Origin of the sequence: Streptomyces sp. NPDC101152 (genome assembly GCF_044768275.1) — a bacterium.
Taxonomy (GTDB): domain Bacteria; phylum Actinomycetota; class Actinomycetes; order Streptomycetales; family Streptomycetaceae; genus Streptomyces.
On sequence record NZ_JBIWPO010000011.1, the window covers coordinates 66,720 to 91,740 of the forward strand.

General features: G+C 72.0%; 25 protein-coding genes. 14 read left to right on the forward strand and 11 right to left on the reverse strand.

All coding sequences use genetic code 11. The features are described from left to right. The first annotated feature begins 20 nt into the window (after window positions 1–20). Together ACIRVK_RS17250 and ACIRVK_RS17255 are read left to right on the forward strand one after the other, a co-directional pair. Entirely contained in the window at window positions 21–233 is a 213-nt protein-coding gene (locus ACIRVK_RS17250; protein ID WP_404247739.1) for a hypothetical protein, read from the forward strand. A 40-nt stretch (window positions 234–273) separates the two neighbouring features. Further along, window positions 274–1,113 carry an alpha/beta fold hydrolase gene (locus ACIRVK_RS17255; RefSeq protein ID WP_404247741.1) on the forward strand — a complete coding sequence of 280 codons (840 nt, stop codon included), beginning with the start codon at window positions 274–276 and terminating at the stop codon, window positions 1,111–1,113. Here ACIRVK_RS17255 and ACIRVK_RS17260 read toward each other — a convergent pair. Further along, window positions 1,082–1,687 (reverse strand): TetR family transcriptional regulator, encoded by a 606-nt coding sequence (locus tag ACIRVK_RS17260; protein WP_404247743.1) that lies wholly within the window; start codon window positions 1,685–1,687, stop codon window positions 1,082–1,084. The genes ACIRVK_RS17255 and ACIRVK_RS17260 overlap by 32 nt on opposite strands. Further along, window positions 1,684–3,165 (reverse strand): MFS transporter, encoded by a 1,482-nt coding sequence (locus tag ACIRVK_RS17265; protein ID WP_404247745.1) that lies wholly within the window; start codon window positions 3,163–3,165, stop codon window positions 1,684–1,686. Before ACIRVK_RS17265 ends, ACIRVK_RS17260 begins: the two co-directional genes overlap by 4 nt. A gap of 237 nt (window positions 3,166–3,402) precedes the next feature. Here ACIRVK_RS17265 and ACIRVK_RS17270 point away from each other — a divergent pair, with 237 nt between their 5' ends. Next, entirely contained in the window at window positions 3,403–3,855 is a 453-nt protein-coding gene (locus ACIRVK_RS17270; protein WP_404247747.1) for an SRPBCC family protein, read from the forward strand. On the opposite strand, the gene ACIRVK_RS17275 is transcribed toward ACIRVK_RS17270, so the two are convergent. Continuing rightward, window positions 3,848–4,567, reverse strand: coding sequence for a ribonuclease H (locus ACIRVK_RS17275; RefSeq protein WP_404247749.1), 720 nt, complete (start codon window positions 4,565–4,567; stop codon window positions 3,848–3,850). The genes ACIRVK_RS17270 and ACIRVK_RS17275 overlap by 8 nt on opposite strands. A gap of 30 nt (window positions 4,568–4,597) precedes the next feature. Continuing rightward, window positions 4,598–5,395 (reverse strand): VOC family protein, encoded by a 798-nt coding sequence (locus ACIRVK_RS17280; RefSeq protein ID WP_404247751.1) that lies wholly within the window; start codon window positions 5,393–5,395, stop codon window positions 4,598–4,600. A 381-nt stretch (window positions 5,396–5,776) separates the two neighbouring features. Here ACIRVK_RS17280 and ACIRVK_RS17285 point away from each other — a divergent pair, with 381 nt between their 5' ends. The 6 genes from ACIRVK_RS17285 (at window position 5,777) to ACIRVK_RS17310 (ending at window position 12,772) form a co-directional block, all read left to right on the forward strand. Beyond that, on the forward strand, window positions 5,777–7,207 hold the full coding sequence (locus tag ACIRVK_RS17285; RefSeq protein WP_404247753.1) for a family 2B encapsulin nanocompartment shell protein: 1,431 nt from the start codon (window positions 5,777–5,779) through the stop codon (window positions 7,205–7,207). Between the two features lie 14 nt (window positions 7,208–7,221). Then, complete coding sequence (locus ACIRVK_RS17290) at window positions 7,222–8,271, forward strand: family 2 encapsulin nanocompartment cargo protein terpene cyclase (protein WP_404247755.1); 1,050 nt, start codon at window positions 7,222–7,224, stop codon at window positions 8,269–8,271. Window positions 8,272–8,315: 44 nt separating this feature from the next. Then, on the forward strand, window positions 8,316–9,191 hold the full coding sequence (locus ACIRVK_RS17295; RefSeq protein ID WP_404247757.1) for a geranyl diphosphate 2-C-methyltransferase: 876 nt from the start codon (window positions 8,316–8,318) through the stop codon (window positions 9,189–9,191). A 219-nt stretch (window positions 9,192–9,410) separates the two neighbouring features. After that, the gene (locus ACIRVK_RS17300) at window positions 9,411–10,085 is read left to right on the forward strand and encodes a response regulator transcription factor (protein ID WP_404247759.1); all 675 of its coding nucleotides are present in this window, start codon (window positions 9,411–9,413) and stop codon (window positions 10,083–10,085) included. A 28-nt stretch (window positions 10,086–10,113) separates the two neighbouring features. Continuing rightward, window positions 10,114–11,775 (forward strand): ATP-binding protein, encoded by a 1,662-nt coding sequence (locus ACIRVK_RS17305; RefSeq protein WP_404247761.1) that lies wholly within the window; start codon window positions 10,114–10,116, stop codon window positions 11,773–11,775. Between the two features lie 82 nt (window positions 11,776–11,857). Beyond that, on the forward strand, window positions 11,858–12,772 hold the full coding sequence (locus ACIRVK_RS17310) for an SGNH/GDSL hydrolase family protein (RefSeq protein ID WP_404247763.1): 915 nt from the start codon (window positions 11,858–11,860) through the stop codon (window positions 12,770–12,772). A gap of 39 nt (window positions 12,773–12,811) precedes the next feature. Here the strand turns inward: ACIRVK_RS17310 and ACIRVK_RS17315 are convergent, their stop codons facing one another. Further along, window positions 12,812–13,294: a VOC family protein gene (locus tag ACIRVK_RS17315; protein WP_404247765.1), complete on the reverse strand. Its 483-nt coding sequence runs from the start codon at window positions 13,292–13,294 to the stop codon at window positions 12,812–12,814. Between the two features lie 123 nt (window positions 13,295–13,417). Here ACIRVK_RS17315 and ACIRVK_RS17320 point away from each other — a divergent pair, with 123 nt between their 5' ends. From ACIRVK_RS17320 to ACIRVK_RS17330, 3 genes are all read left to right on the forward strand, one after another. Then, window positions 13,418–14,617, forward strand: coding sequence for an epoxide hydrolase family protein (locus tag ACIRVK_RS17320; protein WP_404247767.1), 1,200 nt, complete (start codon window positions 13,418–13,420; stop codon window positions 14,615–14,617). A 108-nt stretch (window positions 14,618–14,725) separates the two neighbouring features. Further along, window positions 14,726–15,364 (forward strand): ATP-dependent Clp protease proteolytic subunit, encoded by a 639-nt coding sequence (locus tag ACIRVK_RS17325; protein WP_404247769.1) that lies wholly within the window; start codon window positions 14,726–14,728, stop codon window positions 15,362–15,364. A gap of 2 nt (window positions 15,365–15,366) precedes the next feature. Further along, entirely contained in the window at window positions 15,367–15,969 is a 603-nt protein-coding gene (locus ACIRVK_RS17330) for a ClpP family protease (RefSeq protein ID WP_404247771.1), read from the forward strand. Window positions 15,970–15,991: 22 nt separating this feature from the next. Here the strand turns inward: ACIRVK_RS17330 and ACIRVK_RS17335 are convergent, their stop codons facing one another. Then, window positions 15,992–16,405, reverse strand: coding sequence for a helix-turn-helix domain-containing protein (locus ACIRVK_RS17335; RefSeq protein WP_404247773.1), 414 nt, complete (start codon window positions 16,403–16,405; stop codon window positions 15,992–15,994). A gap of 310 nt (window positions 16,406–16,715) precedes the next feature. On the opposite strand from ACIRVK_RS17335, the gene ACIRVK_RS17340 reads away from it, so the two are divergent. Continuing rightward, on the forward strand, window positions 16,716–17,603 hold the full coding sequence (locus ACIRVK_RS17340) for an RNA polymerase sigma factor SigF (RefSeq protein ID WP_404247775.1): 888 nt from the start codon (window positions 16,716–16,718) through the stop codon (window positions 17,601–17,603). Between the two features lie 50 nt (window positions 17,604–17,653). Here ACIRVK_RS17340 and ACIRVK_RS17345 read toward each other — a convergent pair whose 3' ends face one another. Continuing rightward, window positions 17,654–18,109, reverse strand: coding sequence for an ATP-binding protein (locus tag ACIRVK_RS17345; protein ID WP_404247777.1), 456 nt, complete (start codon window positions 18,107–18,109; stop codon window positions 17,654–17,656). A gap of 106 nt (window positions 18,110–18,215) precedes the next feature. Then, the gene (locus ACIRVK_RS17350) at window positions 18,216–19,463 is read right to left on the reverse strand and encodes a DUF6777 domain-containing protein (protein ID WP_404247779.1); all 1,248 of its coding nucleotides are present in this window, start codon (window positions 19,461–19,463) and stop codon (window positions 18,216–18,218) included. A 162-nt stretch (window positions 19,464–19,625) separates the two neighbouring features. On the opposite strand from ACIRVK_RS17350, the gene ACIRVK_RS17355 reads away from it, so the two are divergent. Further along, window positions 19,626–20,903 carry a streptophobe family protein gene (locus ACIRVK_RS17355; protein ID WP_404247781.1) on the forward strand — a complete coding sequence of 426 codons (1,278 nt, stop codon included), beginning with the start codon at window positions 19,626–19,628 and terminating at the stop codon, window positions 20,901–20,903. A gap of 12 nt (window positions 20,904–20,915) precedes the next feature. On the opposite strand, the gene ACIRVK_RS17360 is transcribed toward ACIRVK_RS17355, so the two are convergent. The 3 genes from ACIRVK_RS17360 to ACIRVK_RS17370 form a co-directional block, all read right to left on the reverse strand. Continuing rightward, window positions 20,916–21,917 (reverse strand): serine/threonine-protein kinase, encoded by a 1,002-nt coding sequence (locus tag ACIRVK_RS17360; RefSeq protein WP_404247783.1) that lies wholly within the window; start codon window positions 21,915–21,917, stop codon window positions 20,916–20,918. Beyond that, complete coding sequence (locus ACIRVK_RS17365) at window positions 21,907–22,449, reverse strand: hypothetical protein (RefSeq protein WP_404247785.1); 543 nt, start codon at window positions 22,447–22,449, stop codon at window positions 21,907–21,909. The genes ACIRVK_RS17360 and ACIRVK_RS17365 overlap by 11 nt, the downstream gene beginning before the upstream one ends. A gap of 211 nt (window positions 22,450–22,660) precedes the next feature. Further along, entirely contained in the window at window positions 22,661–25,000 is a 2,340-nt protein-coding gene (locus ACIRVK_RS17370; RefSeq protein ID WP_404247787.1) for an FHA domain-containing protein, read from the reverse strand. Window positions 25,001–25,021: the final 21 nt, after the last annotated feature.

A 25,021-nucleotide genomic window follows, 5' to 3' on the forward strand; every position in this document is an offset into this window, starting at 1 on the left:
CGGACGCTCCGGTGCGCCCCGTGACTGATCGTTCACTGAGCAACCATCTGTCCGCCGCCGACGACCCGTCCTGGGCCCGCCGGGGTTTCCTGCTCTCGGCCGCCGCGCCGGCCACCGTGCCCGTCCTGATCGCGGCCGATCCCGCGGTCGCGGCCGAGGAGCTGCCGGCCTTTCCCGCAGACGTCGCCCTCTACCGCTCGGCGTACCGCAACTGGGTCGGGCTGCTGCGTTAACCGGTAGCCCCCGTCGGATGTCGCTGCAAGGCTGCCGATCATGCCTGCCTTCGCCGCGCCCGACGGGACCGAACTGGCCTACCACGTCCGCGGGGAGGGCCCGCCGCTGCTCTGTCTGCCGGGCGGCCCGATGCAGGCGTCCGCCTACCTCGGCGACCTCGGCGGCCTGACCGCGAACCGTCGGCTGATCCTGCTCGACTTCCGCGGCACCGGCGACTCGGCGATCCCCGAGGACCCGGCCACCTGTCGCTGCGACCGCCTGGTCGAGGACGTGGAGGCCCTGCGCGAGCACCTGGGTCTCGACACGGTGGACCTCCTCGGCCACTCCGCCGGCACCAACCCGGCCCTGCTGTACACCACCGGCCACCCGCACCGCGTCGGCAGGCTGGCGCTGATCACACCGAGCATGTCGGCCGTCGGCATCGCCGTCCCCCCGGAGATCCGGCGCCGGACGGCACGCCTGCGGCAGGACGAGCCGTGGTTCCCGGTGGCCTTCGCCGCCCTGCAGGACATCACCGCCGGACGCGCGACGACCGACAGCTGGGACGTCATCGCACCCTTCCTGTACGGCCGTTGGGACGACACGGCACGCGCCCACCATGCCGCCGGGGCCGCCCAGAAGAACCACGATGCGGCGGCCGCCTTCGCCGCGGACGGCGTCTTCGAGCCGGGCGCCACCCGCGCGGCCCTCGCCGGGTTCACGGCACCGACGCTGGTGCTGGCGGGGCAGGTGGACCTCAACTCCCCGTCGGCCGCCGTCGCCGAACTCGCCGGGCTCCTCCCGAAGGCCGAGTTCGTCGAACTGTCCGGCGCCGGGCACTTCCCGTGGCTGGACGATCCGCAGCGGTTCACGGCTGCCGTGGCGGCGTTCTTGGCATGAGGTGCTGCTGTACGACCGGGGCGTAGCGGGTGACCACGGTGTCCAGGTCGGCATTCCTGACGTGGGTGCCTCGGGCGATGCCGTAGATGACACCGAGGCCGAGGAGGGCGGCGACGGCGAGTTCGGCGCGCAGGCCCGCGTCGGGGCCGGTGAGGCGGGCGGTGAGGCGCTCGGTCACCTGGGTGCGGAAGTTGGCGCGCAGGATGTCGCCCTGCTCGCCGTGCAGGGGGGCGAACACGATCCGCAGGAGCGGGTCGGCGCCCTGCCGGGACTGGCCGACCAGCACCAGCCGGACCATGTGCCGGCCGAGTTCCTCCAGCGGGGCGTCCAGCAGGGCATCGGCGTCGGCCTCGAAGGACATCACGCGGGCGAACAGGGCGTCCTTGTTGCCGAAGTACTTGAGGATCAACGGGGCGCTGACACCGGCGCGTTCGGCGACCGCCTTCAACGTGATGTCGGCGTGGGCGTGGCGCGCGAGCAGATGGCGGGCGGCCTTGAGGATGGCCGCCTTGGTGGCCTCGGCGTCGCGGCGGGTGGGCGTGGGGGCGGTGGGGGAAGTGCTCACGGCACTCATGCTCCCTCCAGCGCCTCGTTCCGGGTGTCGCGGGTGCGGCCCCGGCTCCGGCGTGGTCCGCCGGGCACGGGGTCGCCGGGGATGGTGAGGGCGGCGGCGCCGGCGGCCAGGGCGACGGCGCCCGCCGTGCCGAAGGCGAGCAGGTAGCCGTGCAGGGTGGGCACCGGAACGCCGCCGACCGGGCTGGTGTGGTGGACCAGCACGGCGGCGACAGCGGCGCTGGAGGTGGCCTGGCCGATGGTGCGCATCAGGACGTTGACGCCGTTGGCGGAGGCGGTCTGCTCGGCCGGCACGGCGCGCAGGATCAGGGTGGGCAGGGCCGAGTAGGCGAGGGTGGTGCCGGTCGCCACGACCGTCGCGCCCAGAATGATCATCCACAGGTCACGGCTGTCGGCGATGCGGACCGCGTACCCGCAGGCGATGACCGCGGCTCCCAGGGCGAGCGTGATGCGCGGGCCGCGCGACGCGGAGATCCGGGCCGAGACGGGCGAGAACAGCAGCATGGTGACGCCGCCGGGCAGCAGGCACAGGCCGGTCTCCACGATCGACAGTCCGAGGCCGTATCCGGTGGCCTTCGGCGCCTGGACCAACTGGGCGGTCACCAGGGAGTTGGCGTAGAAGGCGAAGCCGGTGAGCAGGGCGGCCACATGCGACAGGCCCACCCGGGGCCGGGAGACCAGCCTCAGGTCGACCAGGGGCCGTTCGGTGCGCAGTTGCTGCCACCACCACAGGGCGAGGACGGCGACGGAGGCGGCGAACAGGGCCAGCACCCGTGGGCTGCCCCACCCCCACTGCCCGCCCTGCGAGACGCCCAGCAGCAGGCACACGAGTCCCGCGGCCAGTCCGAGCGTGCCCGCCACGTCGAACCGCCCGGGCTCCCGCACCGGCGACTCCTTGACGGCCCACCACACCGCCGACACACCGAGTGCGCCGAGCACACTGGTCAGCCAGAACATGGTGTGCCAGTCGGCGTACTGCACGACCAGCGCGGCCAGCGGCAGCCCCAGGGCGGCCCCGATGCCGACGGTGGAGCTCATCAGGGCCACCGCGGACCCCCGGCGCTCCGGGGGCAGCTCGTCCCGCAGGATGCTGATCGACAGGGGTACGACGGAGGCGGCGGCGCCCTGCAGGGCGCGGGCCGTGATCAGCACGACGATGTCGGACGACAGGGCGCACATCACCGAGCCGACCGTCATCAGCGCGAGCGCCGCCGTCAGCACCCGGCGTTTGCCGTACATGTCGCCGGCCCGGCCCAGCACCGGGGTGAGGACCGCCCCGGACAGCAGGGTCGCCGTCACCATCCAGGAGACGGTGCCCGCGGTGGAGTGCGTCAGCCGGGGCAGGTCGGGGAGCAGCGGCACGACGACGGTCTGCATGACGGCCATGAGGATGCCGCCGGACGCCAGCACCGGGATGGTCAGCCGGTCCCGCAGGCCCCCCGCCACGGGGGGCTCGGCTATCGGTGCGGGCTGGCCCATCGGTACTCCCGTGTGCGGCAGGGGAAAAGAAAGGGTGAATGGCAATTCACCATAGCCGGTGAATTGCCATTCACCCAAGGGTTACCGGTCGTTCGGTTCCTTGCCCGAGGCCGGCGCCCGCGCGTGCACGGTGCGGCAGGTTCTCGTACCACCGGGCGCTGTAGCGGGGTTCGCCCAGCAGGTCACGGGTACTCGCCCGGGACGCAACCGATGTGAGAACGAAGGAGGGGTTCACCCGTGTCGCAGGTCGAGGAATCCATCGAGGTCGGCGTCCCGGTGCACACCGCCTACAACCAGTGGACGCAGTTCGAGACGTTCCCGCAGTTCATGAACGGCGTGGAGCGCATCGAGCAGCGCACCGACACGCTCACCCACTGGGTGACCAGCGTGAACGGGGTTCACCGGGAGTTCGACGCGGAGATCACCGAGCAGATCCCGGACGAGCGGGTGGCCTGGACCACCGTTTCCGGGGAGGCCAGGCAGGCCGGGGTGGTGACGTTCCACCGCCTCGACGACGCGCACACCAAGGTCATGCTGCAGATGGAGTTCCAGCCGGACAGCGTCACCGAGAAGGTCGGCGACAAGCTGGGGTTCGTGAAGCGGCAGACCAAGGGCGACCTGGAGCGCTTCAAGAAGTTCATCGAGGAGCGCGGCCAGGAGACCGGCGAGTGGCGCGGCGCGGTCATCTGACCGTCGTCTGCTGACCCGCCTCCTCCGTACGGCACTCCGGGTGCCCCCAGCCCTGCGCGTTCTTGGCGATCGACTCGCCGGCCGCGTAGGAGCGGCCGCACAGGCAGCGGCCGGGGAACTTCGCCTTGATCGTGCGGGAGGACGAGCCGCCGCCCTGCCGGGCCCCACCGGGCTTCCGGCGTGGGGCGGCGGTCTTCTTCGCGGTGGCCGTCGAGGGCGGCGGCTCGGGTGAGCCGAGGTCGCTGCCCGCCGGCTCCTGCACGACCGCCGCCTGGCTCGCGGCCCGGTCGGCGAAGTCGTTGAGCGGGTCGCCGTCGACCTGGTGCGCCGGCACGTAGCGGAAGTCGACCGAGCGGCCCTCCAGCAGCTCGTCGATGCGCACCACCAGGTCCTGGTTGGCGACCGGCTTGCCGGCCGCCGTCTTCCAGCCGTTGCGCTTCCAGCCCGGCAGCCAGGTGGTGACCGCCTTCATGGCGTACTGGGAGTCCATCCTGACCTCCAGCGCCACCCCCGGGTCGGTCGCCGTCAGCAGTCGCTCCAGCGCGGTGAGTTCCGCGACGTTGTTGGTGGCCTTGCCGAGGGGCCCGGCCTCCCAGCGGACCGGGGCCCCGGAGTCGTCGGAGACCACCCACGCCCAGGCCGCCGGTCCCGGATTTCCCTTCGAGGCCCCGTCGCAGGCGGCCACCACACGTTCACGCATGGACTCGATCATGCCACGGCGAGCGGGGCCTCCCGGAGCCCGCTAGGAGACGTTCTCGGTCTGCGGCACCTCACCCTCCGTCCGCGTGATGTCGATCACCGAGAAGCTGGCGCCCTGGGGGTCGCTGAGGGCCGCGAACCTGCCATAGGGACTGTCCATGGGCCCGAAGCGCAGGGTGCCGCCCAGTTTGGTCGCCTTGGCGACGGCGTCGTCGCAGTCGGGGACGACGAAGTACAGGTTGACGTAGGAGGGGATCTCGGGCGGGAACTCGTCGCCCATCCGCATGCGGCCGAGGACCGTGTTGTCCCCGAGGTTGAACATGCGGAAGTCGACCGCGTCGTCGACGACCTGCTGCGCCGAGTACGGGAAGACGGCGCTGAAGAAGGCGTCCGTCCGCTCCGGCTCGCGGGTGAAGACCTCGGCCCAGCCGTACGCGCCCGGCACGGCCGTCGCCTCGAAGCCCTCGTGGATGCCGCCCTGCCACAGGCCGAAGACGGCGCCGCTGGGTTCGCGGGCGATGCACATCGTGCCGAACTCGCCGACCTGCATCGGCTCCATCAGCACCTCGCCGCCGTTGTCCCGGATCCGCGCGGCCGTCGCGGCGGCATCGTCGGAGGCGAAGTAGAGGCACCACTGCGACGGGGCGTCCTGGCCGGGCATCGGCGGTACGACGGCGGCGACCGCCTTGCCGTCCGCGTAGGCCTGGGTGTAGTTGCCGTACTCGGACGACGCCTCGCCGAAGGTCCAGCCGAGGACGTCGCCGTAGAAGCTCTTGGCTCCCTCCACGTCGCCGAACATCGCGTCGGCCCAACAGGGGGTTCCCTCAGGTTGTACGGGCATGGCTGCGGCCCTTCTCCCGAATAGGCGGATGGTCTGTTTCCTCACGCTAGCCACCCGTTGGGCCGAGCGCGCGCCGAACGCCGGGGTTCGTCCCGGACGCAACCGGGAGAGGGCGCCGTCGCGTCGCCCGCGAGCGGGGTGTGCGCCTTGTGCGCCGGTGGGCGAAGGGAGGCGACCGGCGCGTGATCACGGCGGTGGATGACGATCGCCGCCGTCGCGTCGAGTGCACCGTGGGGCCACGAAGCCGCCCCTTTCACGCCGTACCGGGCCCTGTCCCCGGCTGTTTGCCTTGTACATGCGGTGCGCTCCTGTCAGGCGCGCCGGCCTCGTCCGCACCACCCGACCACTCCGCTCACCCCGGTCCAGTCCCAGGGAGGGAACGTGTCCACCCCCGACAGCGCCACCGAGGAACCCGTCCCCGAGTCCGCCGCCGACGCGCAGCCGACCAGTCTCAGCACCCGGGCGGCACGCCAGCTCACCACGACCACCAAGTCCGAACCGCAGATGCAGGCCATCAGCTCACGCTGGCTGCTGAAGACGCTGCCGTGGGTGGACGTCCGGGGCGGCACCTACCGGGTCAACCGGCGCCTGCAGCTGCGGATCGGGCGCGGACGGGTGCAGTTCGAGCAGAACGGCGGCAACGACATCAAGGTCATCCCCGAGACCCTCACCGAGCTGCCGGTGCTGCGCGGCTACTCCGACATCGATGTCCTCAAGGAGGTCGCCACCCGATTCCGGGTCCGCGAAGTGCGCGCCGGACAGGTGCTGTTCGAGGCGGGCCAGCCGGTCACCGAGGCGTACCTGGTGGTGCACGGCAAGTTCACCCGGTACACGACCGGCAAGTACGGCGAGGAGGAGATCACCGGGGTCGTCGCCGACGGCGACCAGCTGGGCGACGAGGCCATCGGGCAGTCGGATCCGCTGTGGCTGAGCTCGGTGCGCGCGGAGACCGGGGGCGTGCTGCTGGTGCTGCCCTGGGACGTCGTGACGGAGTTCACCGACCGGGTGCCGTCGCTGGCCGCGCACCTGCAGGCGTTCGCCGAGCGGCAGAAGCTGCCGATGAACCGCAAGGGCGAGGCCGACGTCCCCGTCCAGGCCGGCCATGTGGGCGAGCCGACGCTGCCCGGCGGGTTCGTGAACTACGACCTCGCCCCGCGCGAGTACGAGCTGTCGCTCACCCAGACCGTGCTGCGGGTGCACTCCCGGGTCGCCGACCTCTACAACGACCCGATGAACCAGACCGAGCAGCAACTGCGCCTGACCATCGAGGAGATCCGCGAGCGCCAGGAGTGGGAGCTGGTCAACAACCGGGAGTTCGGGCTGCTGCACAACGTCGACTACGGCCAGCGCATCAGCACCTTCGCCGGACCGCCGACGCCGGACGACATGGACGAGCTGCTGTCGATGCGCCGCAAGACCAAGGTGTTCCTCGCCCATCCGAAGGCGATCGCCGCCTTCTTCCGGCAGTGCAACCGGCGCGGTCTGGTGCCGGGGACGGCGAACGTCGAGGGGCACGAGATCCCCGCCTGGCGCGGGGTGCCCATCTTCCCGTGCAACAAGATCCCGATCAGCGACCGGCACACCAGCAGCATCATCGCGCTGCGCACCGGCGAGTCGGACCAGGGCGTGATCGGCCTCTTCCAGACGGGCCTTCCGGAGGAGTACCAGCCGGGCCTGAACGTGCGGTTCATGGGGATCGACGCGGCCGCGATCATCAACTACCTCGTCACCGCCTACTACTCGATGGCCATCCTCGTGCCGGACGCGGCGGGGATGCTGGAGAACGTCCAGATCGGCCGGACGGCCGACTGAGGGTGGAGTACGCGATGAGCACGCCCACGTCCGCCTGGTCCCTGCCGGGACCGCCGAGTCCGGCCCGCAGTGTGCGCGCCCGGCGCGGCGGGGCCGTCCCCGGGCTCAAGTACCGTCCGGTCGCCCCCGCGGATCCGGACAAGGCCGCGGAGGTCGACCGCAGGCTGGAGGCCTGGGCCCGCGGCCTGGAGCTGTTCCCGCCCGCCTGGAAGGGGGACTTCTCCGGGTTCCAGTTCGGCCGGGCCGTGGTGCTCCAGCATCCGGAGGCGGCCGATCTGGAGCGGCTGACCGTGGCCGGGCAGCTGCTGCTCGCCGAGAACCTCGTCGACAGCTGCTACTGCGAGGAGGACGAGGGCCGCGGCGGGGCGCGCCGCGGGCTCGGCGGGCCGCTGGTCATGGCCCAGTCGGCTATCGACCCCTACCACGGCACGCCGGCGCTGGAGGCGGAGTGGCGCGAGGGCGTCCAGGCCGACGGCCCGCTGCGCTCGTACCACTGGGCCATGAAGGACTACGCAGCCTTCGCGACACCCAGCCAGACCGACCGCTTCGTCCACGACATCGCCCGCCTCCACCTGGGCTACCTCGCCGAGGCCGCCTGGATGGAGACCCGGTACGCGCCCCGGGTGTGGGAGTACCTGGTGATGCGGCAGTTCAACAACTTCCGGCCCTGCCTGTCGATCGTCGACGCGGTGGACGGCTACGAACTGCCGGAAGCGGTCTACGCCCGCCCGGAGATCCAGCGGATCACCGCGCTCGCCTGCAACGCCACGACGATCGTCAACGACCTGTACTCGTTCACCAAGGAACTGGCGAGCGATCCCGGCCATCTCAACCTGCCGCAGGTCGTCGCCGCCAACGAGCGGTGCGGGCTGAAGGCCGCCTATCTGAGGGCGGTCGACATCCACAACGAGATCATGACCGCGTTCGAGGACGAGTCCGCCGTCCTCGCCGCCACCTCACCGCTCGTGGAGCGCTACGCCCGCGGCCTGTCCGACTGGGTGGCCGGCAACCACGAGTGGCACGCCACCAACACCCACCGCTACCACCTTCCCGACTACTGGTAGGCGCAGCTCCGATGAACTGTCAGCAAGACGACGAGGAGTCACCGTTGACCGTCGCCCCCGCCCGCATCAGCAACGTCCACCTGCCCGCCCAGTCGACGTACCAGTCCCGTGTCGCGGACTACTGGAACGCCGAGGAGAACCCGGTCAACCTCGAACTCGGCAAGCTCGACGACCTGTACCACCACCACTACGGCGTCGGAGCCGCCGATCTCACGGTGCTCGACGAGACCGATCCGGAGCTGCGCCGCGAGCGGATCACCGTCGAGCTGCACCGCCTGGAACACGCGCAGGCCGAACTCCTCGCCGCCCATCTGGGCCCGCTCACCCCGGACGACCGGGTCTTCGACGCCGGCTGCGGCCGCGGCGGCGGCAGCGTGGTGGCGAACCTGCGCTACGGCTGCCACACCGACGGTGTGACCCTCTCCGCGAAGCAGGCCGAGTTCGCGGGCGAGCAGGCCCGCAAGCGGGGCATCGACGACCGGGTGCGCTACCACCACCGCAACATGCTCGACACCGGTTTCGAGACGGGCGCCTACGCCGCGTCGTGGAACAACGAGTCGACCATGTACGTGGAGCTGGACCTGCTGTTCGCCGAGCACGCGCGGCTGCTGCGCCGCGGCGGACGCTACGTGGTGATCACCGGCTGCTACAACGACGCCTACGGACGTGCCTCCCGCGAGGTGTCCCTGATCAACGCCCACTACATCTGCGACATCCACCCGCGCTCGGAGTACTTCCGGGCGATGGCCCGCCACCGCCTGGTCCCGGTCCACGTCCAGGACCTCACCGCCGACACGATCCCCTACTGGGAGCTGCGCCGCGAGGCGGAGCACCTGGTCACGGGCATCGAGGAGACGTTTCTGAGCGCGTACCGGAACGGCAGTTTCCAGTACCTGCTGATCGCGGCCGACCGGATCTGACACGCGCACGGGCCCGCGTCCCGGTGCGGGCCCGTGCGGCGGCTTCGACATCCCCGCACCGCACGGGCCCGCGCCGGGACCTCCCCCGCGCGGCTCCCCCCTTGAACCGGGCCGTTCACTGTTCTACCTTCGCCACATGGTCGGGGCATCAACGCCCGCTCAGGAGCCGCACAACGAGCTGCACGACGAGCGGACGGCAGATGGGCCGGGTGATGCGGAATGCGTCCGCACCTCGCGCTGATCGAGGACGAACCCGATTTCGCACTGATGTGCCGTTCCTATCTGGAACGGGCCGGATTCACCGTCACCTGGGCCATGGACGCACGCGCCGGCAAGGCCGTCCTGTACGAGGGCTGCGTCGACCTCGCCGTCCTCGACCTGGGCCTGCCGGACGGCAGCGGCCTCGAACTGCTGCGGGCGCTGCGCTCGACCAGCCGGCTGCCGGTCATCGTCGTCTCCGGGCGTGGCGCGGAGGCCGACCGGGTGGCGGGCCTGGAGATCGGCGCCGACGACTATCTGGTCAAGCCGTTCTCCCAGCGGGAGTTGGTGGCCCGCATCCACGCGGTGCTGCGCCGCTCGCAGCCGCCCGACGCCCCGGCCCTGCTGCGGGTCGGCTCGCTGCTCATCGACAGCGCGGGACGCCGGGCGTCCGTCGGCGGCATCGCACTGACGCTGCGCCCCAAGGAGTACGCCCTGCTGGAGACGCTGGCCGAGGCGCCCGGGCGGGTCTTCTCCACCGAGCAGCTGCTGGAGCGGATCTGGGGCTCGGCCTGGCAACAGCCGGCGACCGTCGTCGAGCACGTGTACCGGTTGCGCGGCAAGCTCGCGGCCACGCCCGCGCCGGCCCCGCGGATCACGACGGTGCGCGGCTACGGCTACCGCCTCGATCTCTGAGTCCCGCCTCGGCCCGGGAGGTCCGACCGTGCCCGATGTCCCGGACTTCCGGCTCCTGTTCGACGCAACGCTGTCCCCGCTGCTCGTCCTCAGCCCGGACTTCACCATCGTCGAGGTCAACCGGGCCTATCTCACGGCGACCCGGACGGACCGCGGCATCGTGGGGCGTCCGGTCTTCGACGTCTTCCCCGACAACCCGGACGACCCGTCGGCCGACGGTGTCGCCAATCTGCGGCGCTCGCTGGAGACCGTGGTGGCGAGCGGCCGTACGGACACGATGGCGCTGCAGCGCTACGACATCCCGGCGGGCGAGGAGGGCACCTTCGCCGAGCGCTACTGGAGCCCGGTCAACGTACCGGTCCTGGACGCCGGCGGGCAGGTCAGGTACATCCTGCACCGGGTCGAGGACGTCACGGAGTTCGTGCACCTGCGCCGGGTGGGGCGGGAACAGCGGCGGGCCGTCGCCGAGGCGCAGATGCGGGCGGAGGGCATGGAGATCGACCTCTTCGTCCGGGCGCGGGAGATCCGCGAGGTCAACGAGCAGCTCAGCCGGGTCAACGCCGAACTGGACTCCGCCGGGCGCAGGTTGCGGGAGGAGCAGCGGGCCAAGGACCGGTTCATCGCGACGCTCTCGCACGAGCTGCGCAACCCGCTCGCCGCGGCCACCGCGGCCACCGAACTCCTCGCCCTCGACCTGCCCGAGGGGCATCCGGCCCTGTCGGTCCTGGAGCGGCAGCTGGGCACGCTGGCGCGGATGAGCAACGACCTCCTGGACGGCACCCGGGCCGTGACCGGGCGTCTGGAGCTGGTTCGGGAGCCGGTCGATCTGCGCTCGGTCCTGGACGGGGCGGCTGCGGACATCCGCGGGCTGTTCGGGCACGAGGGCCGCACGCTGGGTGTCGTCCTGCCGCCCGAGCCGGTGACGGTGGACGGCGACCGGCTGCGGCTGGCGCAGGTGTTCACGAACCTCCTGTCCAACGCGCTGAAGTACACCCGGCCCGGCGGGCACACCGAGGTCGGTCTCACCCTCGAGGAGGGCGTGGCCCGGCTGACGGTGCGGGACGACGGCATCGGCTTCGCGCCCGGGCAGGCGGAGGAGCTGTTCGGGGTGTTCATGCGGGCGGCCCCGGCCGGTCCCGACACGCCGGAGGGCCTGGGACTGGGACTCGCGGTGGCGCGGACGGTGGTGGAGCTGCACGGCGGCCGGATCGAAGCGCACAGCGACGGCCTCGGCACGGGCGCCTCGTTCACGGTACGGCTGCCGACCACCGCCGCGACGACCCCGCGGCCGTCGCCTCCCCCGGCCGGCCGCCCGGCGCCGCACCCGCTGTCCGTGCTGATCGTCGAGGACAACACGGACCTGGCCGCCACCTACCGGACCCTCCTGGAACGCCACGGCCACCGGGTCACCGCCGTGCACACGGGCGCGGACGCAGTCGCCGCCGTCGGCGCCGAGCCCTTCGACGTCGTCCTGTGCGACCTGGGGCTGCCGGACATGGACGGCTACGCGGTCGCCCGCGCCCTGCGCGCCGGGCCCGACGGGGACCGGCTGCGCCTGATCGCGGTGTCCGGATTCAGCCAGGGCACCGACCGCGCCCTGTCCCGCGCGGCCGGCTTCGACGCCCACCTGGCCAAACCGCTGCCGCTCACCGACCTGCTGGAACTCCTGGAACGCCCGGGCTCGGCCTGAACTCATCCTGGTGTCTTCCCCCTTGGATGCTCCTGTGCTTGCCTGGGGAGCCGTTTTCGGTTGCCGGGGCGGGAGTTGCTGCATGCGGACACCGTGGATCGTGGGAGTGCTGCTGGCCGGCGCGCTGCTGCTCGGCGCCTGCGGCGATCCGTCGTCCGGACCCGAGGGCCCGCCGCCCTCCCCCGCCGTACCGGGCGCCTCCGCCGCCACGACCCACCAGCGGGCGCCCGTATCTCCCGGCCCCCCGGACGTGGGCCCCACGGTGCTGTACCTCGGCGACTCGCTGGCGACGGAGGCCCAGAACGTCCTCGGGCAGCAGCTCCGCTCGGATCTGAACGCGACCTACACCAGTGCCCCGTTCTCGGGCACCACGCTCTGCGACTACCTGGAGGGCACAGGGGCGCGTTCCCTGGTGCCGGACGCGGACAAGGCGGCCGCGCTGGTGCGGGCACGGCATCCCGACTATGTGGTGATGCAGTTCTGGGGCAACGCCTGGGGCTTCACCTGGTGCATGGACGGCATCACCTACAACGGCTCGCAGCAGAGGTACCTCACTCGGTACCAGGCCGACCTGCGCCGGCTCACCGCGCAGATCGCCGACGCGGGCGGGGCCCGGCGCCCTCGGATCGTCTGGGTGTTGCAAGGGCCCGACCCGATGACCCCGGACCGGGTGCGCCGGGTCAACCAGATGTACGAGCAGCAGGCCGCGGCGTCCGGTGACCTGGTCGCCGACGCCGGCGCCACGGTCAGCCCGGCCGGGGCCCGCTACACCTGGCAGCAGTACCTGCCGTGCACCGCCTACGAGCGCGCGCACCCCGGCTACTGCACCCAGCCGGGCCAGGACCGCACCGCCCTCCACCTGGACACGGACTACCTGCACTTCTGCCTGGTCCCGACGACGTCCGCCGCAAGGCCGTGCCCGGTCCGCTCCCCCGGCATCCTGCGCACGACCCGGGAGATCACCCGGGTGATCGGGGAACACGTACGCGGCCGGTGACCCCTCGGGGCCCACCGGCCGCGCGTGCCGGGCCGGCCGTCACTCGCCCGCGTAGGCCTTCTCCAGGGCGGCGAGGTCGAACTTGGACATCGCCATGAACGCCTTGGTCGCACGGGACGCCTTCTCCTGGTCCGGGTCGCTGATCATGTCGATGAGCCGGGCCGGCACGACCTGCCAGGACAGGCCGTACCTGTCCTTGAGCCAGCCGCAGGGGCCGGGTTCGCCGCCGCCCTCGGTGAGCTTGGTCCAGTAGTAGTCGATCTCCTCCTGGTCCTCGCAGAAGATCTGGAAGGAGACCGACTCGTTGAACTTGAACTGCGGGCCGCCGTTGAGGGCTACGAACTTCTGGCCGTTGGCCGTGAACTCCACGGCCAGCACCGAGCCGACGGGGCCCGCTCCTCCCTCGACGTTCCGGCCGACGCGGCCGATGCTCGAGTTCTTGAAGACCGAGACGTAGTAGTGGGCGGCCTCCTCGGCCTGGCCGTCGAACCAGAGACACGTGGTGAATCCGTCGGTGGTCATCGGGTACCTCCTGGGGCGTGGAACGCGGTCACCTGTATCGACCGATCCTCGCCGCGGAACTCATCGGCGGGGCGGCCGATTAATCCATATGGCCCCCTCGCGGCCCGGGCCTAGGCTCCGCACATGACGTCATCCCCCACCGACCCGGTCCTGCCCTTCCGTCTCGACATCCCGCAGCACACCCTCGACGACCTGCACGACCGCCTCGACCGCACCCGCTGGCCGGACGAGCTGCCCGGCACCGGATGGGCGTACGGCGTGCCCGCCGACTACCTGCGCGAGCTGGTGCACTACTGGCGCCACACCTACGACTGGCGTGCCGCGGAGGCGCAGCTGAACCGGTGGCCGCAGTTCACGACCACCGTCGACGGCTCGACCGTGCACTTCGCGCACGTCCGCTCCCCCGAGCCGGACGCCACCCCGCTGGTCCTCACGCACGGCTGGCCCGGGTCGATCGTGGAGTTCCTGGACGTGGTCGGCCCGCTCGCCGACCCGGTCGCGCACGGCGGCGACCCGGCCGACGCCTTCCACGTCGTGGTGCCGAGCGTCCCCGGGTTCGGGCTGTCCGGACCGCCGACGGACACCGGCTGGGAGGCCGGCCGGATCGCGGACGCGTGGGCCGAGCTGATGCGGCGCCTGGGTTACGAGCGCTTCGGCGCGCAGGGCGGCGACTGGGGCGCGGCCATCTCCCGCGAGCTGGGGCGGGCCCATCCCGACCGGGTGATCGGCGTCCACCTCAACCTGCTGCCGGGGGCGCAGCAGATCACCGAGCCGACGCAGGAGGAGCTGGACGCGCTCGGCACGGAGGAGCAGGAGCGGGCGCTGCTGTCGTGGCGCCGGTGGAGCGAGTGGTCGCGCGAGGGCACCGGATACGCCGTCCTGCAGGCCACCCGGCCGCAGACCGTGGCGTACGCGCTGACGGACTCACCCGTGGGTCAACTCGCCTGGACCGTCGAGAAGTTCCAGGAGTGGACGGACTCGCAGCTGCTGCCCGAGGAGGCCGTGGACCGGGACCGGCTGCTCACCAACGTGATGCTGTACTGGCTGACCGGGACGGCCGGCTCCGCCGCCCGCATCTACTACGAACGCGCCCACGCCACCGGCCGCGCCGCCCTTGAGACCGAGCCGTCGACCGCGCCCACGGCGCTCGCCCTGTTCCCGGCCGAGCCCCAGATCCCGCTGCGGCACAAGGCGGAGCGCACCGAGAACCTGATGCGGTGGACGGAGTTCGACCGCGGCGGGCACTTCGCGGCGATGGAGGAGCCGGACCTGCTGGTCGGCGATGTGCGGGCGTTCTTCAGGCAGTTGCGCGAGAAGGGCTGAGGGCACGCCTCTGCCGGTGGCGAATCTGCCGCGGGCAGAGAATCCGCCTCGCGGCGCCCGCCCTGGCCAAGAGTGGAGTCGACGGCATCACCGTTCGAGGGAGAACCGATGACTGCACTCACCCCGCTCGCACCCCGCGCCGAGGAGGGCGACACCCCGCCCAGCCGCTTCGACGACCATCTGGCCGCCCAACTGCTGGGGCAGCGGATCGTCCTCCTCGGCACCCAGGTCGACGAGGTCTCCGCCAACCGGGTCTGCGCCCAGCTGCTCCTGCTGTCCGCGGAGGACCCGCGCACCGACATCAGCCTCTACATCAACAGCCCCGGCGGCTCGGTCCACGCCGGGCTCGCCATCTACGACACCATGCGGCTGATCCCGAACGACGTCTCCACGCTCGCCATGGGATTCGCGGCCAGCATGGGCCAGTTCCTGCTCAGCGTCGGCGCCCACGGCAAGCGCTACGCCCTGCCGAACGCACGGATCATGATGCACCAGCCGTCGGCCGGGATCGGCGGCACCACCGCGGACATCGAGATCCAGGCGGAGAACCTGGAGCACACCAAGCGCACCATCGAGCGGCTCACCGCCGAGCACACCGGGCAGAGCCCGGAGACGATCTCCCGGGACGGCGACCGCGACCGCTGGTTCACGGCCGAGGAGGCCAGGGAGTACGGCATGGTGGACCGGGTCGTGGAGTCCCTCGCGGACGTCCGCCCGGCCGCCTCCAAGCGACGGATGGGGCTGTGACCATGGGGAACTACACGATTCCGTACGTCGTCGAGCGGACCGCGCACGGCGAGCGCTCCTCCGACGTGTTCAGCAGGCTGCTGTCCGAGCGGATCATCTTCCTCGGCACCGAGATCGACGACGGCGTCGCGGGCGTCGTCATCGCGCAGCTGCTCCACCTGGAGTCGGCGGCCCCGGAGAACGAGATCGCGATCTACATCAACTCCCCCGGCGGCTCGTTCACCTCGCTGATGGCGATCTACGACACGATGACGTTCGTGCACGCGCCGATCTCCACGTTCTGCGTCGGCCAGGCGGCCTCCACGGCGGCCGTCCTGCTGGCGGGCGGGGACCCGGGACGGCGGTTCGTGCTGGAGCACGCGCGCGTGCTGCTCGGCCAGCCGGCCAGCGGCGGCCGGCAGGGCACCGTGTCGGACCTGGCCGTGCAGGCCAAGGAGATGGTCCGTATCCGCTCGCAGGTCGAGGAGGTGCTGGCCCGGCACACCCACCACGACATCGCCACGCTGCGCGCCGACATGGACCGCGACAAGGTGTTCACCGCCGAGGAGGCGGTGGACTACGGGCTGGCGGACGAGGTGCTGAGCCGGCGCCTCGTGGCGTACTGAGGCACCGGCCGGGCTTCCTGCCTCAGGCGACCAGGCACAGCCCGTCGTAGGACGAAGGGGTCGTGGCCCGGCTCCGGTTGTGCCGCAGGCTGCCGATGCGGGTGAGCTCGCCCTGCGCCCGCGACAGCAGGTCGCCGAGGCCCAGTCCGAGGGCGTGGGCGGCGGCCGCGAGGACCTCCGAGGAGGCTTCCTTGCGGCCGCGCTCCACCTCGGAGAGGTACGGCATGGAGATCCGCGCGGCGTCGGCGACGTCCTTGAGCGTGCGCTCCTGAGCAAGCCGCTCACGCCTGAGGACGTCCCCGACCAGGTCCCGCCACAGCGGCTCCTTCGGCGCGGGGTCCACAGGTGGTGCCACGGCCGGCGGTGCGGCGGGGCGCTCGGCCTGCGGGCGGCGCAGCGGAATGACCCGGACTTCGTTCGACGCTTGGCTGCTCACCTCTCCAGCCTAGATTCGATCGCCACCGAGGGAGGGGACCTGCATTCTGCCCTGGGTGGAATCCAGGGAGCTTTCCGCGCGTGGACGTACGGGTGGCGGACTTCGAACAGTGGGAGCGATGAGATTCGGCCACACCGTCCGGTCCGTGTCTGCAGTCTGCGTCCGCGATCGTCATCGCCGGGCGCGTTCCGGACTGACATTTTACGCCAGCCGGCTCCTCGGCACGCATGCGCCGTCACACCCTGGGTACCCGCATCCCGAGGACCCGAGGTACCCAGACGTCGGACCCTGACATCCGTGGGAGAGGAAAATGAATACCGCCGTGAATCGGTCAAAGGCGCAGGTCACAGCGGCGACCGCCGGGACCGGCACGGGTGACGGACCCCTTCCGGGCATCGAGGAGCCCCGGTCCGTGGCACCGCGCGACGCACGAGAGCTGTCCCGCCAGTTCTTCCAGCGGCTCGCGGAGCTGGAGGAGGGCACACACGAGTACCAGTACGCGCGCAACACGCTCATCGAGATGAACATGTCGCTGGTACGGTTCGCCGCCGGGAGGTTCCGGGGGCGGGGCGACGACATGGAGGACCTCGTCCAGACCGGCATGATCGGGCTGATCAAGGCGATCGACCGGTTCGAGCTGGCGCGCGAGGTGGAGTTCACGTCCTTCGCCCTGCCGTACATCGTCGGTGAGATCAAGCGGTTCTTCCGTGACACCACCTGGGCGGTGCACGTGCCGCGCCGGCTCCAGGAACTGCGGGTGGAGCTGGCCAAGGCCCGGGAGGAGCTGGCCAGCCGGCTGGACCGGGAGCCGACGACCGCCGAACTGGCGACCCTCATGAACATCTCCGAGGGCGAGGTCGTCGAGGCGCAGATCGCGGCCAACGGATACAACTCCTCCTCCCTGGACGCCGCGCTGACCGGCGACGGTCCGGAGGGCGGCGAGGCGGTGCTGGCCGACTTCATCGGCGTCGAGGAGGACGGGCTGCGGCTCGTCGAGGACTTCCAGTCGCTGGCCCCCCTGATGGCCGAACTCGGGGAGCGTGACCGGCAGATCATTCACATGCGGTTCGTGGAGGAGGCCACGCAGGCGGAGATCGGCGAACGGCTCGGCTGCTCGCAGATGCACGTCTCCCGTCTGATCAAGCGCATCATCGCCCGACTGCGCGAAGGCATGCTGGGCGAGCTGGGCTGCGCGTGAGGGACAGGCGCGCGCACCGGTGACCGCCGCGTCCGTCGCGGCGGTCACCGTCAGTCGGAGCTGAGCCCCACCACGGCGCACACTCTTTTGCCGACGGGCACCCGTTCCACGGTGACCCGCTTCGCGAGCGCGTGGACGATCTCCAGACCGTGGCGTCCGATCCGCTCGGGGTCCCGCGGAAAGCGCCGGGGCAAGGCTCCACTGCTGTCGTACACGTACACCGACACGAAGGTGTCCGTGCCCTCCAGCTCCAGGATGTAGGGACCGTTGCTGTGCCGGTCCGCGTTGGTGACCAGTTCGCTCACCACCAGCATGAGCTCTTCCTCGACCCGGGAGCCGATCTGGGCGCACCACTCGGTTCTGAGGCGGCCGACGAAGTCCGCGGCGAACGCCCTCGCCTCGGCGATGCATCCCGGCTCGCCGGTGTAGTGGGCCGCCCGTCGGAGTGGATCCACCGGTACGTCAAAACCAGTCGGTATCACTGCTCCGCCCACGTGGTCGTCCATGCGTTTCTCTCTCGGAAGCCGGCCCGGCCGGACGCTGCTGCACCAGTGCTCGTACCCCGAGCCGCGCTTCGCAGTCCCCGCGGCGGCCCGAAGTGTCCGCTTCAGATCACAGCGCCGGTGTTGTGAGAGTCGAGACAAGAGCGCCGAGAGAGGTCGAGGCGGTCGTGGCCGGGGTGAGTGGTGGTGCGGGCGGCGAGGTCGTGGGCGGCGACGAGGACGGCGTGGGCGGCACCGAGGAGGACGACGGGGAACTCGGCGACGACGAGGACGGAGCCGTCGACGTGGGCGGGCACGAGGTCGTCGACGCGGACGGCGTCGCCGATGAGGATGGCGTCGTCGTGGCGGGGCTGGGCGGAGAGGCGCACGGCGACGACGGCGGCGAGGTGGACACCGGCGGGGACGGTGCCGTGGGCGTGGTGACGGTCACCGACGGCGAGGGCTGCGCCGGCGGTTTGGCCGGCCGGTCGTGGCGTCCCGTGTCACCGCGGTGCCGGCCGATCCACTCGTGGTGGTCGGCGTCGTAGATCACGAAGACGTTGATGATCTGCGGGGCGGGCGTGACCACGACGACGTTCGAGGAGCGGTACGAGGACCAGGTGTCGCCGGTCGGCTTCGGCGTGGTCGGCAGGGCGACGGGCGGGGTGAGCGGGTTGCCACAGGCGCAGCGGACGCGGGGAACGCCGTGGCCGTCGATCAGGACGGCGGTGCCGGACTGCAGGACCGCCTGGAAGCTGGTGGCGGCTCCGCCGCGGTATCCGTGGTTGGTGACGCGGGTGTCCATGCGCAGTTGCACGGGCGTGAGCGAGCGCAGGTAGCCGGGGACCTGGGAGGGGGCGACGCCCGCGACGGAGGCGAAGGCGCCGTTCTTGGCGGGGTCGGCCTGGAGCACCGCGATCTGCTTCTCCACGTCGCAACTGGAGACGTTGCGGCTGCCGCCGTACAGACCGGCTGTCCCGCCGTCGACTCCCCGTACCGCGTTCGCGGGGGCCGATTCGGTGGGCGGGGCCGCGGAGACGGGTGCGGCGGAGCTGTCGTTGGCGGTCGACGGGGTGAACGGGTCGGGGCCCGTCTTGCCCGCGGCCTGCAGGAAGACCTCGCCACTCTTGCCGGAGCCGCCGCCCGAGTGGGTGAAGACGACCGCCAGGACCACCGCGGCGACCACGGCGGTGGTCAGGACGGCGACGCGCGGCGCCGACCGCCACCAGGGGCGGTGGGGTTCGGGTGGGGGTTGGCCGCCCCCACTGCTGCCCGACGGCGGCTGGGACGGCGGCCCGGACGGCGGCTGGGAGGGACCCGACAGCGGGCCGGAGGGCGGTCCGGTGGGGCGGCCGGAGGACGGCGGTTCGACGCTCACGAGCTCCACTTCCCGACGCTGGACTCCTGCGGCATGTCCCGAGTTGTGCCGCTTTGAAGACTTTCTCCTCTATTGTCTGCATCTGTCTCACGCCGCCCGCAAGCCGACGCGGACGGCCCTCCCGGCGGGCGGGGTCGGCGGACCCTGCTTAGCGTGGCTGGCGTGAGCCCGCGAACCGCATCCGCCCCGGCCGTGGCCCGTCATGGCTGGGCGCAGGCCCTGTTCACGGTGCTGGCCACGCTGATCGCCATGGGGGTGACCGCCGCCCTCGGGCTCTGGGCGGCCGGAGCGCGTGACCTGCCCGGCGGCTCGTTCCCCCGGATCGTCACGGCGACCGTGGTGACGGCCGTCGGCGGCTCGATCGAGCTGTCCGGGAACGCCGACGGCCTGGCCGGCTCCCGGGCCGGGCTGACCGTGATCCCGTTGACCGTCACGCTGGTGGGCACGCTCGTGCTGGCGGCCGGCTTCCTGCGGCCGCTGCGCCACCGAGCGGTCGCGGGCGCCCCCGAACTGGCGGGCTGGGCTGCCCGGATCGCCGTCCTGTGGCTGCTCGCCCTGCTGGGCCTCGCCCTCGGCGCCCGCCAGACGTTCGGCATCTCGCTCGGCAACGGCACCATCAGCGACATCGGCAACCTGTTCGACATCTCGCCGAAGGTCGGCTTCAAGGCGGACGTGCCCACGACGCTGGTGTTCGGTCTGCTCTGGCTGCTGGGTGTGCTGGTGCTGGCACTGCTGGTATCGCGCGGGGCGCCGCTGCCGGGGCGGTTGCTGCGCTTCCAGGAATCGGTGCGCCCGGCCGCGTACGCGATGGTCGTCCTGCTCCTCGCGTACGTCGCTCTCGGCGCCGTCGTCTGCCTGCTGACCGCCGCGACCCGCGGGCATGCCGCGGAGACCCTGGCGGTGCTCCTGCTGGGCCTGCCGAACCTGGTCTGGCTCGCCCTGACCCTGGGCCTCGGCGCGACCTGGACCGGCAGGGTGCAGGGGCCGTTCGGGCTGCCCATGCCCCACGTTCTCGACGAGGTGCTGCGCACCAAGGACGTCTCCACGCTCAACCTCACCACGCTGGCCGACCACGACGGGCGGGTGTGGTGGCTGGTGGTGGTGGACGCGGTGCTGCTGCTCGCCGCCGCCTTCGTGATGGCGGCTCGCTCCCCTGCCCGGATCCGCGCCTGGCAGCACGCCCTGCACATGGCGGTCGCGCTCGTGCTGACCGTTGTGATGATCTGCCTGGTCGGCCGGATCTCCGCGCACTACGGCCTGTCGGTGCTCGGCATCGGCGACCTGGGCGGAGGCCTGTCGGGAAACCTGTCCCTGCAGCCAAGGGTGTGGACCGCGGTCGCGTTCGCCGTCCTGTGGGGCCTGGTGACCGGCTTCCTCGGCGCGCTGCTGGCCAGGCCGGCACGGCGGCGGGGCGCGGCCGGCGCGGCGCGGGAGCGCTGACGTCGTCCCCGCTCAGCGCGCCGGGCCGGGCGGCCGGAAGACCGGGGCTGCCCACAAGGGCGGCGCTTGGGGACGCCCCTTCCCTTCCCCGACAGCTCGCAGGTCCACCTCCGTGGCCGGGTGGCCGCTGGTCGCCGCCGCGGTCAGGGCCGCGCGCAGGGCGGCCACGAAGGCGAGGCAGGAGTCGTGGCGGTCGTCCGGGGCCTTGGCCAGGGCCTTGGTGAACACGGTGTCCACCCCCGGGGCGAGGTCCGGGCGGGTCTCGGTGAGCGGGGGCGGCTGGTCGTACTGGTGGGCCCACAACAGGGCCATGTCGTCGTCGCGGCGGAACGGCGGGCGGCCGGCGAGGGACTCGTAGACGACGCAGGCGAAGCCGTACACGTCGCAGCGTCCGTCGACCGGGCGGCCGGAGATCTGCTCCGGGGCCACGTAGTCGAGCGTGCCGACGAACTGGCCGACGGTCGTGAAGCCGGTCAGCGACAGGGACTTCTTCGTCAGGCCGAAGTCCGTGAGGTAGGTGTGCTCGGGATGGTCACTGTCGGTGCCGCGGGCGACCAGGATGTTGCCCGGCTTCACGTCCCGGTGGACCAGTCCGTGCTCGTGCGCCGCGTCCAGCGCGGAGGCGACCTGCGCGGCGATGCGCAGGGCCGTGGCGGGCGCCAAGGGGCCCTGGCGGTCCAGCAGATGGCGCAGATCGCTGCCCTCGACGTAGCGCATGGCGATGTACAGCACGCCGTCCGTCTCGCCCGCCTCGTAGACCGGCACGATGTGCGGGTGGTCGATCGCGGCGGCCGCCCGGGACTCGTGGGTGAAGCGGAGCCGGAAGGTGTCGTTGCGGGCGAGTTCCGGGGCGAGCAGTTTGAGGGCGACCGTGCGGTCCAGGCGCAGGTCGCGGGCACGGTAGACGACGGCCATCCCACCGCGGCCGATCTCGCGCTCGATGCGGTAGCCGGCCACCTGCCTGCCGACGAGCTCGGAGGGGCCGCCCGAGAAGAGGCTCGTGTCATGGGCCATCGGGCGTCACGACCTGCGTCGGGGCGTGGCCGGGGTCCTTGGCGGCGGCACGCGGTCCGTCGTCCGTGGCGTAGGTGCCCAGGCGCGCTCCGTCGCCGTACACCCACTGGCCCTGCTCGGTGTCGTACAGCCACACGGACTCGCCGTCGACGACCACCCCGATCCGCAGCCCGCGGGTGCGGCCGCGGAACGACTCCCCGTCCAGGCCGCCGGCGAGTTCCTCCACCGCGGAACGGTAGCGGGCCAGGGCCTGTTCGGCGCGGGCGATGAGGGGCCGGGGGTCGTCGACACGGGTCCGGGGGCCACCGGTGGCGGGCGGGTCCTGGGGTACGGCGACCAGGAGGCGGCCGTCGACCCAGGCCGACCAGCCGTTGGCGCACAGGACGCGGGCCCACTCGCCGCGCCGCTCCACCAGCTGCACGGGCAGGAGCGGGTCGAGGGGGACCGTGGGCCGGGCGGGGTCGGGGGCCTCCCAGGCGGGCATGCCGCACCGGGGGACGACGTGGGTGGGGCCGAAGCCCGGGCTCGTCATCTCGCGGCTCCTAGGGGGTGTTGTGGAAGTCCAGTGCGGTGCCTGCGGTGTTCGGTGCGTGGCCTCGGCGTGCCGGACGAAGGTCCTAGACGGGGGTCCCCCCGCTCGAGCGTAGCCGAGAGTGGGGGAGGAGCTACTCGGGCCTTTGGCCGGTGCGGCGAGGGTGCGTGCCGGGCGCCGCGGGTGCTGTGCGGGGCTTTCACAACACCCCCTAGTCACGCATCACGGCGGGTTCGTGGCGGCGCAGCAGCCGGGACACCAGGAAGCCGAAGACGGCGGACAGGACGACCAGCATGGCGATGTCCAGCAGCCAGGTCCCGGCGGAGTGCCGGAACAGCGGGTCGGTGGTCAGGTCGCCCGGCACGATCCGGGCCAGCCCGACCGTGCCGGCCATCGCGCCGAGGGCCCAGCGCGAGGGCACCAGCCAGGACAGCTGTTCCAGGCCCGGCACACCGTGCAGCTTCAGCAGGGCGCCGCAGAAGACGACCTGGACGATGGCGAGCAGCACCAGCAGCGGCATCGTCACCTCCTCCTTGCGCACCAGCGCGGAGACCAGCAGCCCGAGCATCATCGCGGTGAACGCCAGCAGGGCGACCGCGACGGTGATCTCGACGAGGGGCGGCATCAACACGCCTGTGCCGCCGGGCGCGTCGAGGTCGACGCCGAGCAGTGCCACCAGGGTCAGGACGACGGCCTGCAGCACGGTGACGGTGCCGAGGACCACGACCTTCGACATCAGGTAGGCCGATCTGGACAGGCCGACCGCGCGTTCGCGTTGGTAGATCGTGCGCTCCTTGACGAGCTCGCGCACGGCGTTCGCGGCGCCCGTGAGGACTCCGCCGACGCACAGGATGAGCAGCGCGTTCATCGCCGTGTTCTGGGTGAGCCGGTGGCCGGCCAGGGCGCGGGCCATGGCGCCCATCACGAACGGCAGCGCGATCATGATGGCGAGGAAGGTGCGGTCGGCGCTCAGTGCGGCGGTGTAGCGGCGCACCAGCGTGCCGAGTTGGGCGGCGCGGCTGCGGGGCCGGGCGGGCGGGGTGATCACGACCGGGCCGGTGCGGGACACGCGGGGCTGGGCGGTGGACTCGGTGACGTAGTGCCGGTGGAAGGGCGAGAGGCGGAAGTCGCCCGCCCAGTCGCGGTCCGTGTCCCGTTCGAAGGCCTCGAAGGCCTCGGGCCACTGCTCGAAGCCGAAGAAGGCGAGCGCGTCCTCGGGCGGCCCGTAGTAGGCGACCCGGCCGCCGGGCGCGAGGACGAGGAGGCGGTCGCAGACGTCGAGGCTGAGCACGCTGTGGGTGACGACGATGACCGTACGGCCGTCGTCGGCGAGGCCGCGCAGCATGTGCATCACCGAGCGGTCCATGCCGGGGTCCAGGCCCGAGGTCGGCTCGTCGAGGAAAAGCAGGGACGGCTTGGTCAGCAGCTCCAGGGCGACGCTGACCCGCTTGCGCTGGCCGCCGGAGAGGCTGTGCACGGGCTGCATCGCACGCTGCTCGAGGCCGAGTTCGCGGATGACCTCATCGACCCTGTCGCGGCGTTCGGCCTTGGCGGTGTCCTGCGGGAAACGCAGTTCGGCGGCGTACGACAGGGCGCCTCGGACGGTGAGCTGGGCGTGCAGGATGTCGTCCTGCGGGACCAGGCCGATGCGCTGGCGCAGCTCCGCGTAGTCGCGGTAGAGGTCGCGGCCGTCGTACAGGACGGTGCCGTGGTCGGCGGGCCGCTGGCCGGTGAGGGCGTTCAGCAGCGTGGACTTGCCGGCGCCGCTCGGGCCGACGACCGCGAGCAGGCACTTCTCCCCCACCGGGAAGGACACGTGATCGAGCAGCGTCCTGCGGCCGCGGTCGACGGCGACCGTGAGGTCCTGCACGTCGAGGGAGACCTCGCCGGTGTCGACGTACTCCTGCAGGGTGTCGCCGACCAGGCAGAACGCCGAGTGGCCGATGCCGACGATGTCGCCGGGGCCGATGGGGGCGACGGTGACGGGGGTGCCGTTGAGGAACGTGCCGTTGTGGCTGCCGACGTCGGCGATCTCGTAGCTGCCGTCGGGCAGGGCGCGCAGTTCGGCGTGCCGGCGGGAGACGATCAGGTCGTCGATGACCAGGTCGTTGTCGGCGGCGCGGCCGATGCGCAGGGTGCGGGCGGGCAGCGGCCGTACGGTGGTGGGGCGGCGGAAGGTTCCGGTGAGGCCGGGCATGGAGACCGCCGAGGGGCGCTCCACGACCGGCGGCGGCCGGTCGAGCAGGACGGCGCGCGGGCCGTCGGACGGGTTGCCGAAGCGGATGACGCTGCCGGGGCCGATGCGCCACTCGTGCACCCGGCGGCCGTCGGCGAAGGTGCCGTTGGTGCTGTTCTCGTCCTCGACCAGCCAGTGACCGTCCTCGGGCCGCAGCACCGCGTGGTGCCACGAGACCCGGGCATCGTCGAGGACGATGTCGCTCAACGGGTCGCGTCCGACGTGGTAGTCGTGGCTCGGACTCATCACCGTGGAGCCCAGATCGGTCTCCAGGACGAGTTCGGGCGCCGTCGGAGCGACCGGCCGCTCTGCCATGTGCGAGATTCTACCGATTGG

Bases quoted from the DNA above. Each gene is read 5' to 3' on its own strand.
- ACIRVK_RS17360 (WP_404247783.1), bottom strand. From the start codon at position 21,917: ATGGCCCATGACACGAGCCTCTTCTCGGGCGGCCCCTCCGAGCTCGTC.
- ACIRVK_RS17370 (WP_404247787.1), bottom strand. From the start codon at position 25,000: ATGGCAGAGCGGCCGGTCGCTCCGACGGCGCCCGAACTCGTCCTGGAG.
- ACIRVK_RS17315 (WP_404247765.1), bottom strand. From the start codon at position 13,294: ATGACCACCGACGGATTCACCACGTGTCTCTGGTTCGACGGCCAGGCC.
- ACIRVK_RS17340 (WP_404247775.1), top strand. From the start codon at position 16,716: ATGAATACCGCCGTGAATCGGTCAAAGGCGCAGGTCACAGCGGCGACC.
- ACIRVK_RS17300 (WP_404247759.1), top strand. From the start codon at position 9,411: ATGCGTCCGCACCTCGCGCTGATCGAGGACGAACCCGATTTCGCACTG.
- ACIRVK_RS17265 (WP_404247745.1), bottom strand. From the start codon at position 3,165: ATGGGCCAGCCCGCACCGATAGCCGAGCCCCCCGTGGCGGGGGGCCTG.
- ACIRVK_RS17260 (WP_404247743.1), bottom strand. From the start codon at position 1,687: ATGAGTGCCGTGAGCACTTCCCCCACCGCCCCCACGCCCACCCGCCGC.
- ACIRVK_RS17365 (WP_404247785.1), bottom strand. From the start codon at position 22,449: ATGACGAGCCCGGGCTTCGGCCCCACCCACGTCGTCCCCCGGTGCGGC.
- ACIRVK_RS17345 (WP_404247777.1), bottom strand. From the start codon at position 18,109: ATGGACGACCACGTGGGCGGAGCAGTGATACCGACTGGTTTTGACGTA.
- ACIRVK_RS17275 (WP_404247749.1), bottom strand. From the start codon at position 4,567: ATGATCGAGTCCATGCGTGAACGTGTGGTGGCCGCCTGCGACGGGGCC.
- ACIRVK_RS17330 (WP_404247771.1), top strand. From the start codon at position 15,367: ATGGGGAACTACACGATTCCGTACGTCGTCGAGCGGACCGCGCACGGC.
- ACIRVK_RS17280 (WP_404247751.1), bottom strand. From the start codon at position 5,395: ATGCCCGTACAACCTGAGGGAACCCCCTGTTGGGCCGACGCGATGTTC.
- ACIRVK_RS17255 (WP_404247741.1), top strand. From the start codon at position 274: ATGCCTGCCTTCGCCGCGCCCGACGGGACCGAACTGGCCTACCACGTC.
- ACIRVK_RS17325 (WP_404247769.1), top strand. From the start codon at position 14,726: ATGACTGCACTCACCCCGCTCGCACCCCGCGCCGAGGAGGGCGACACC.
- ACIRVK_RS17320 (WP_404247767.1), top strand. From the start codon at position 13,418: ATGACGTCATCCCCCACCGACCCGGTCCTGCCCTTCCGTCTCGACATC.
- ACIRVK_RS17310 (WP_404247763.1), top strand. From the start codon at position 11,858: ATGCGGACACCGTGGATCGTGGGAGTGCTGCTGGCCGGCGCGCTGCTG.
- ACIRVK_RS17290 (WP_404247755.1), top strand. From the start codon at position 7,222: ATGAGCACGCCCACGTCCGCCTGGTCCCTGCCGGGACCGCCGAGTCCG.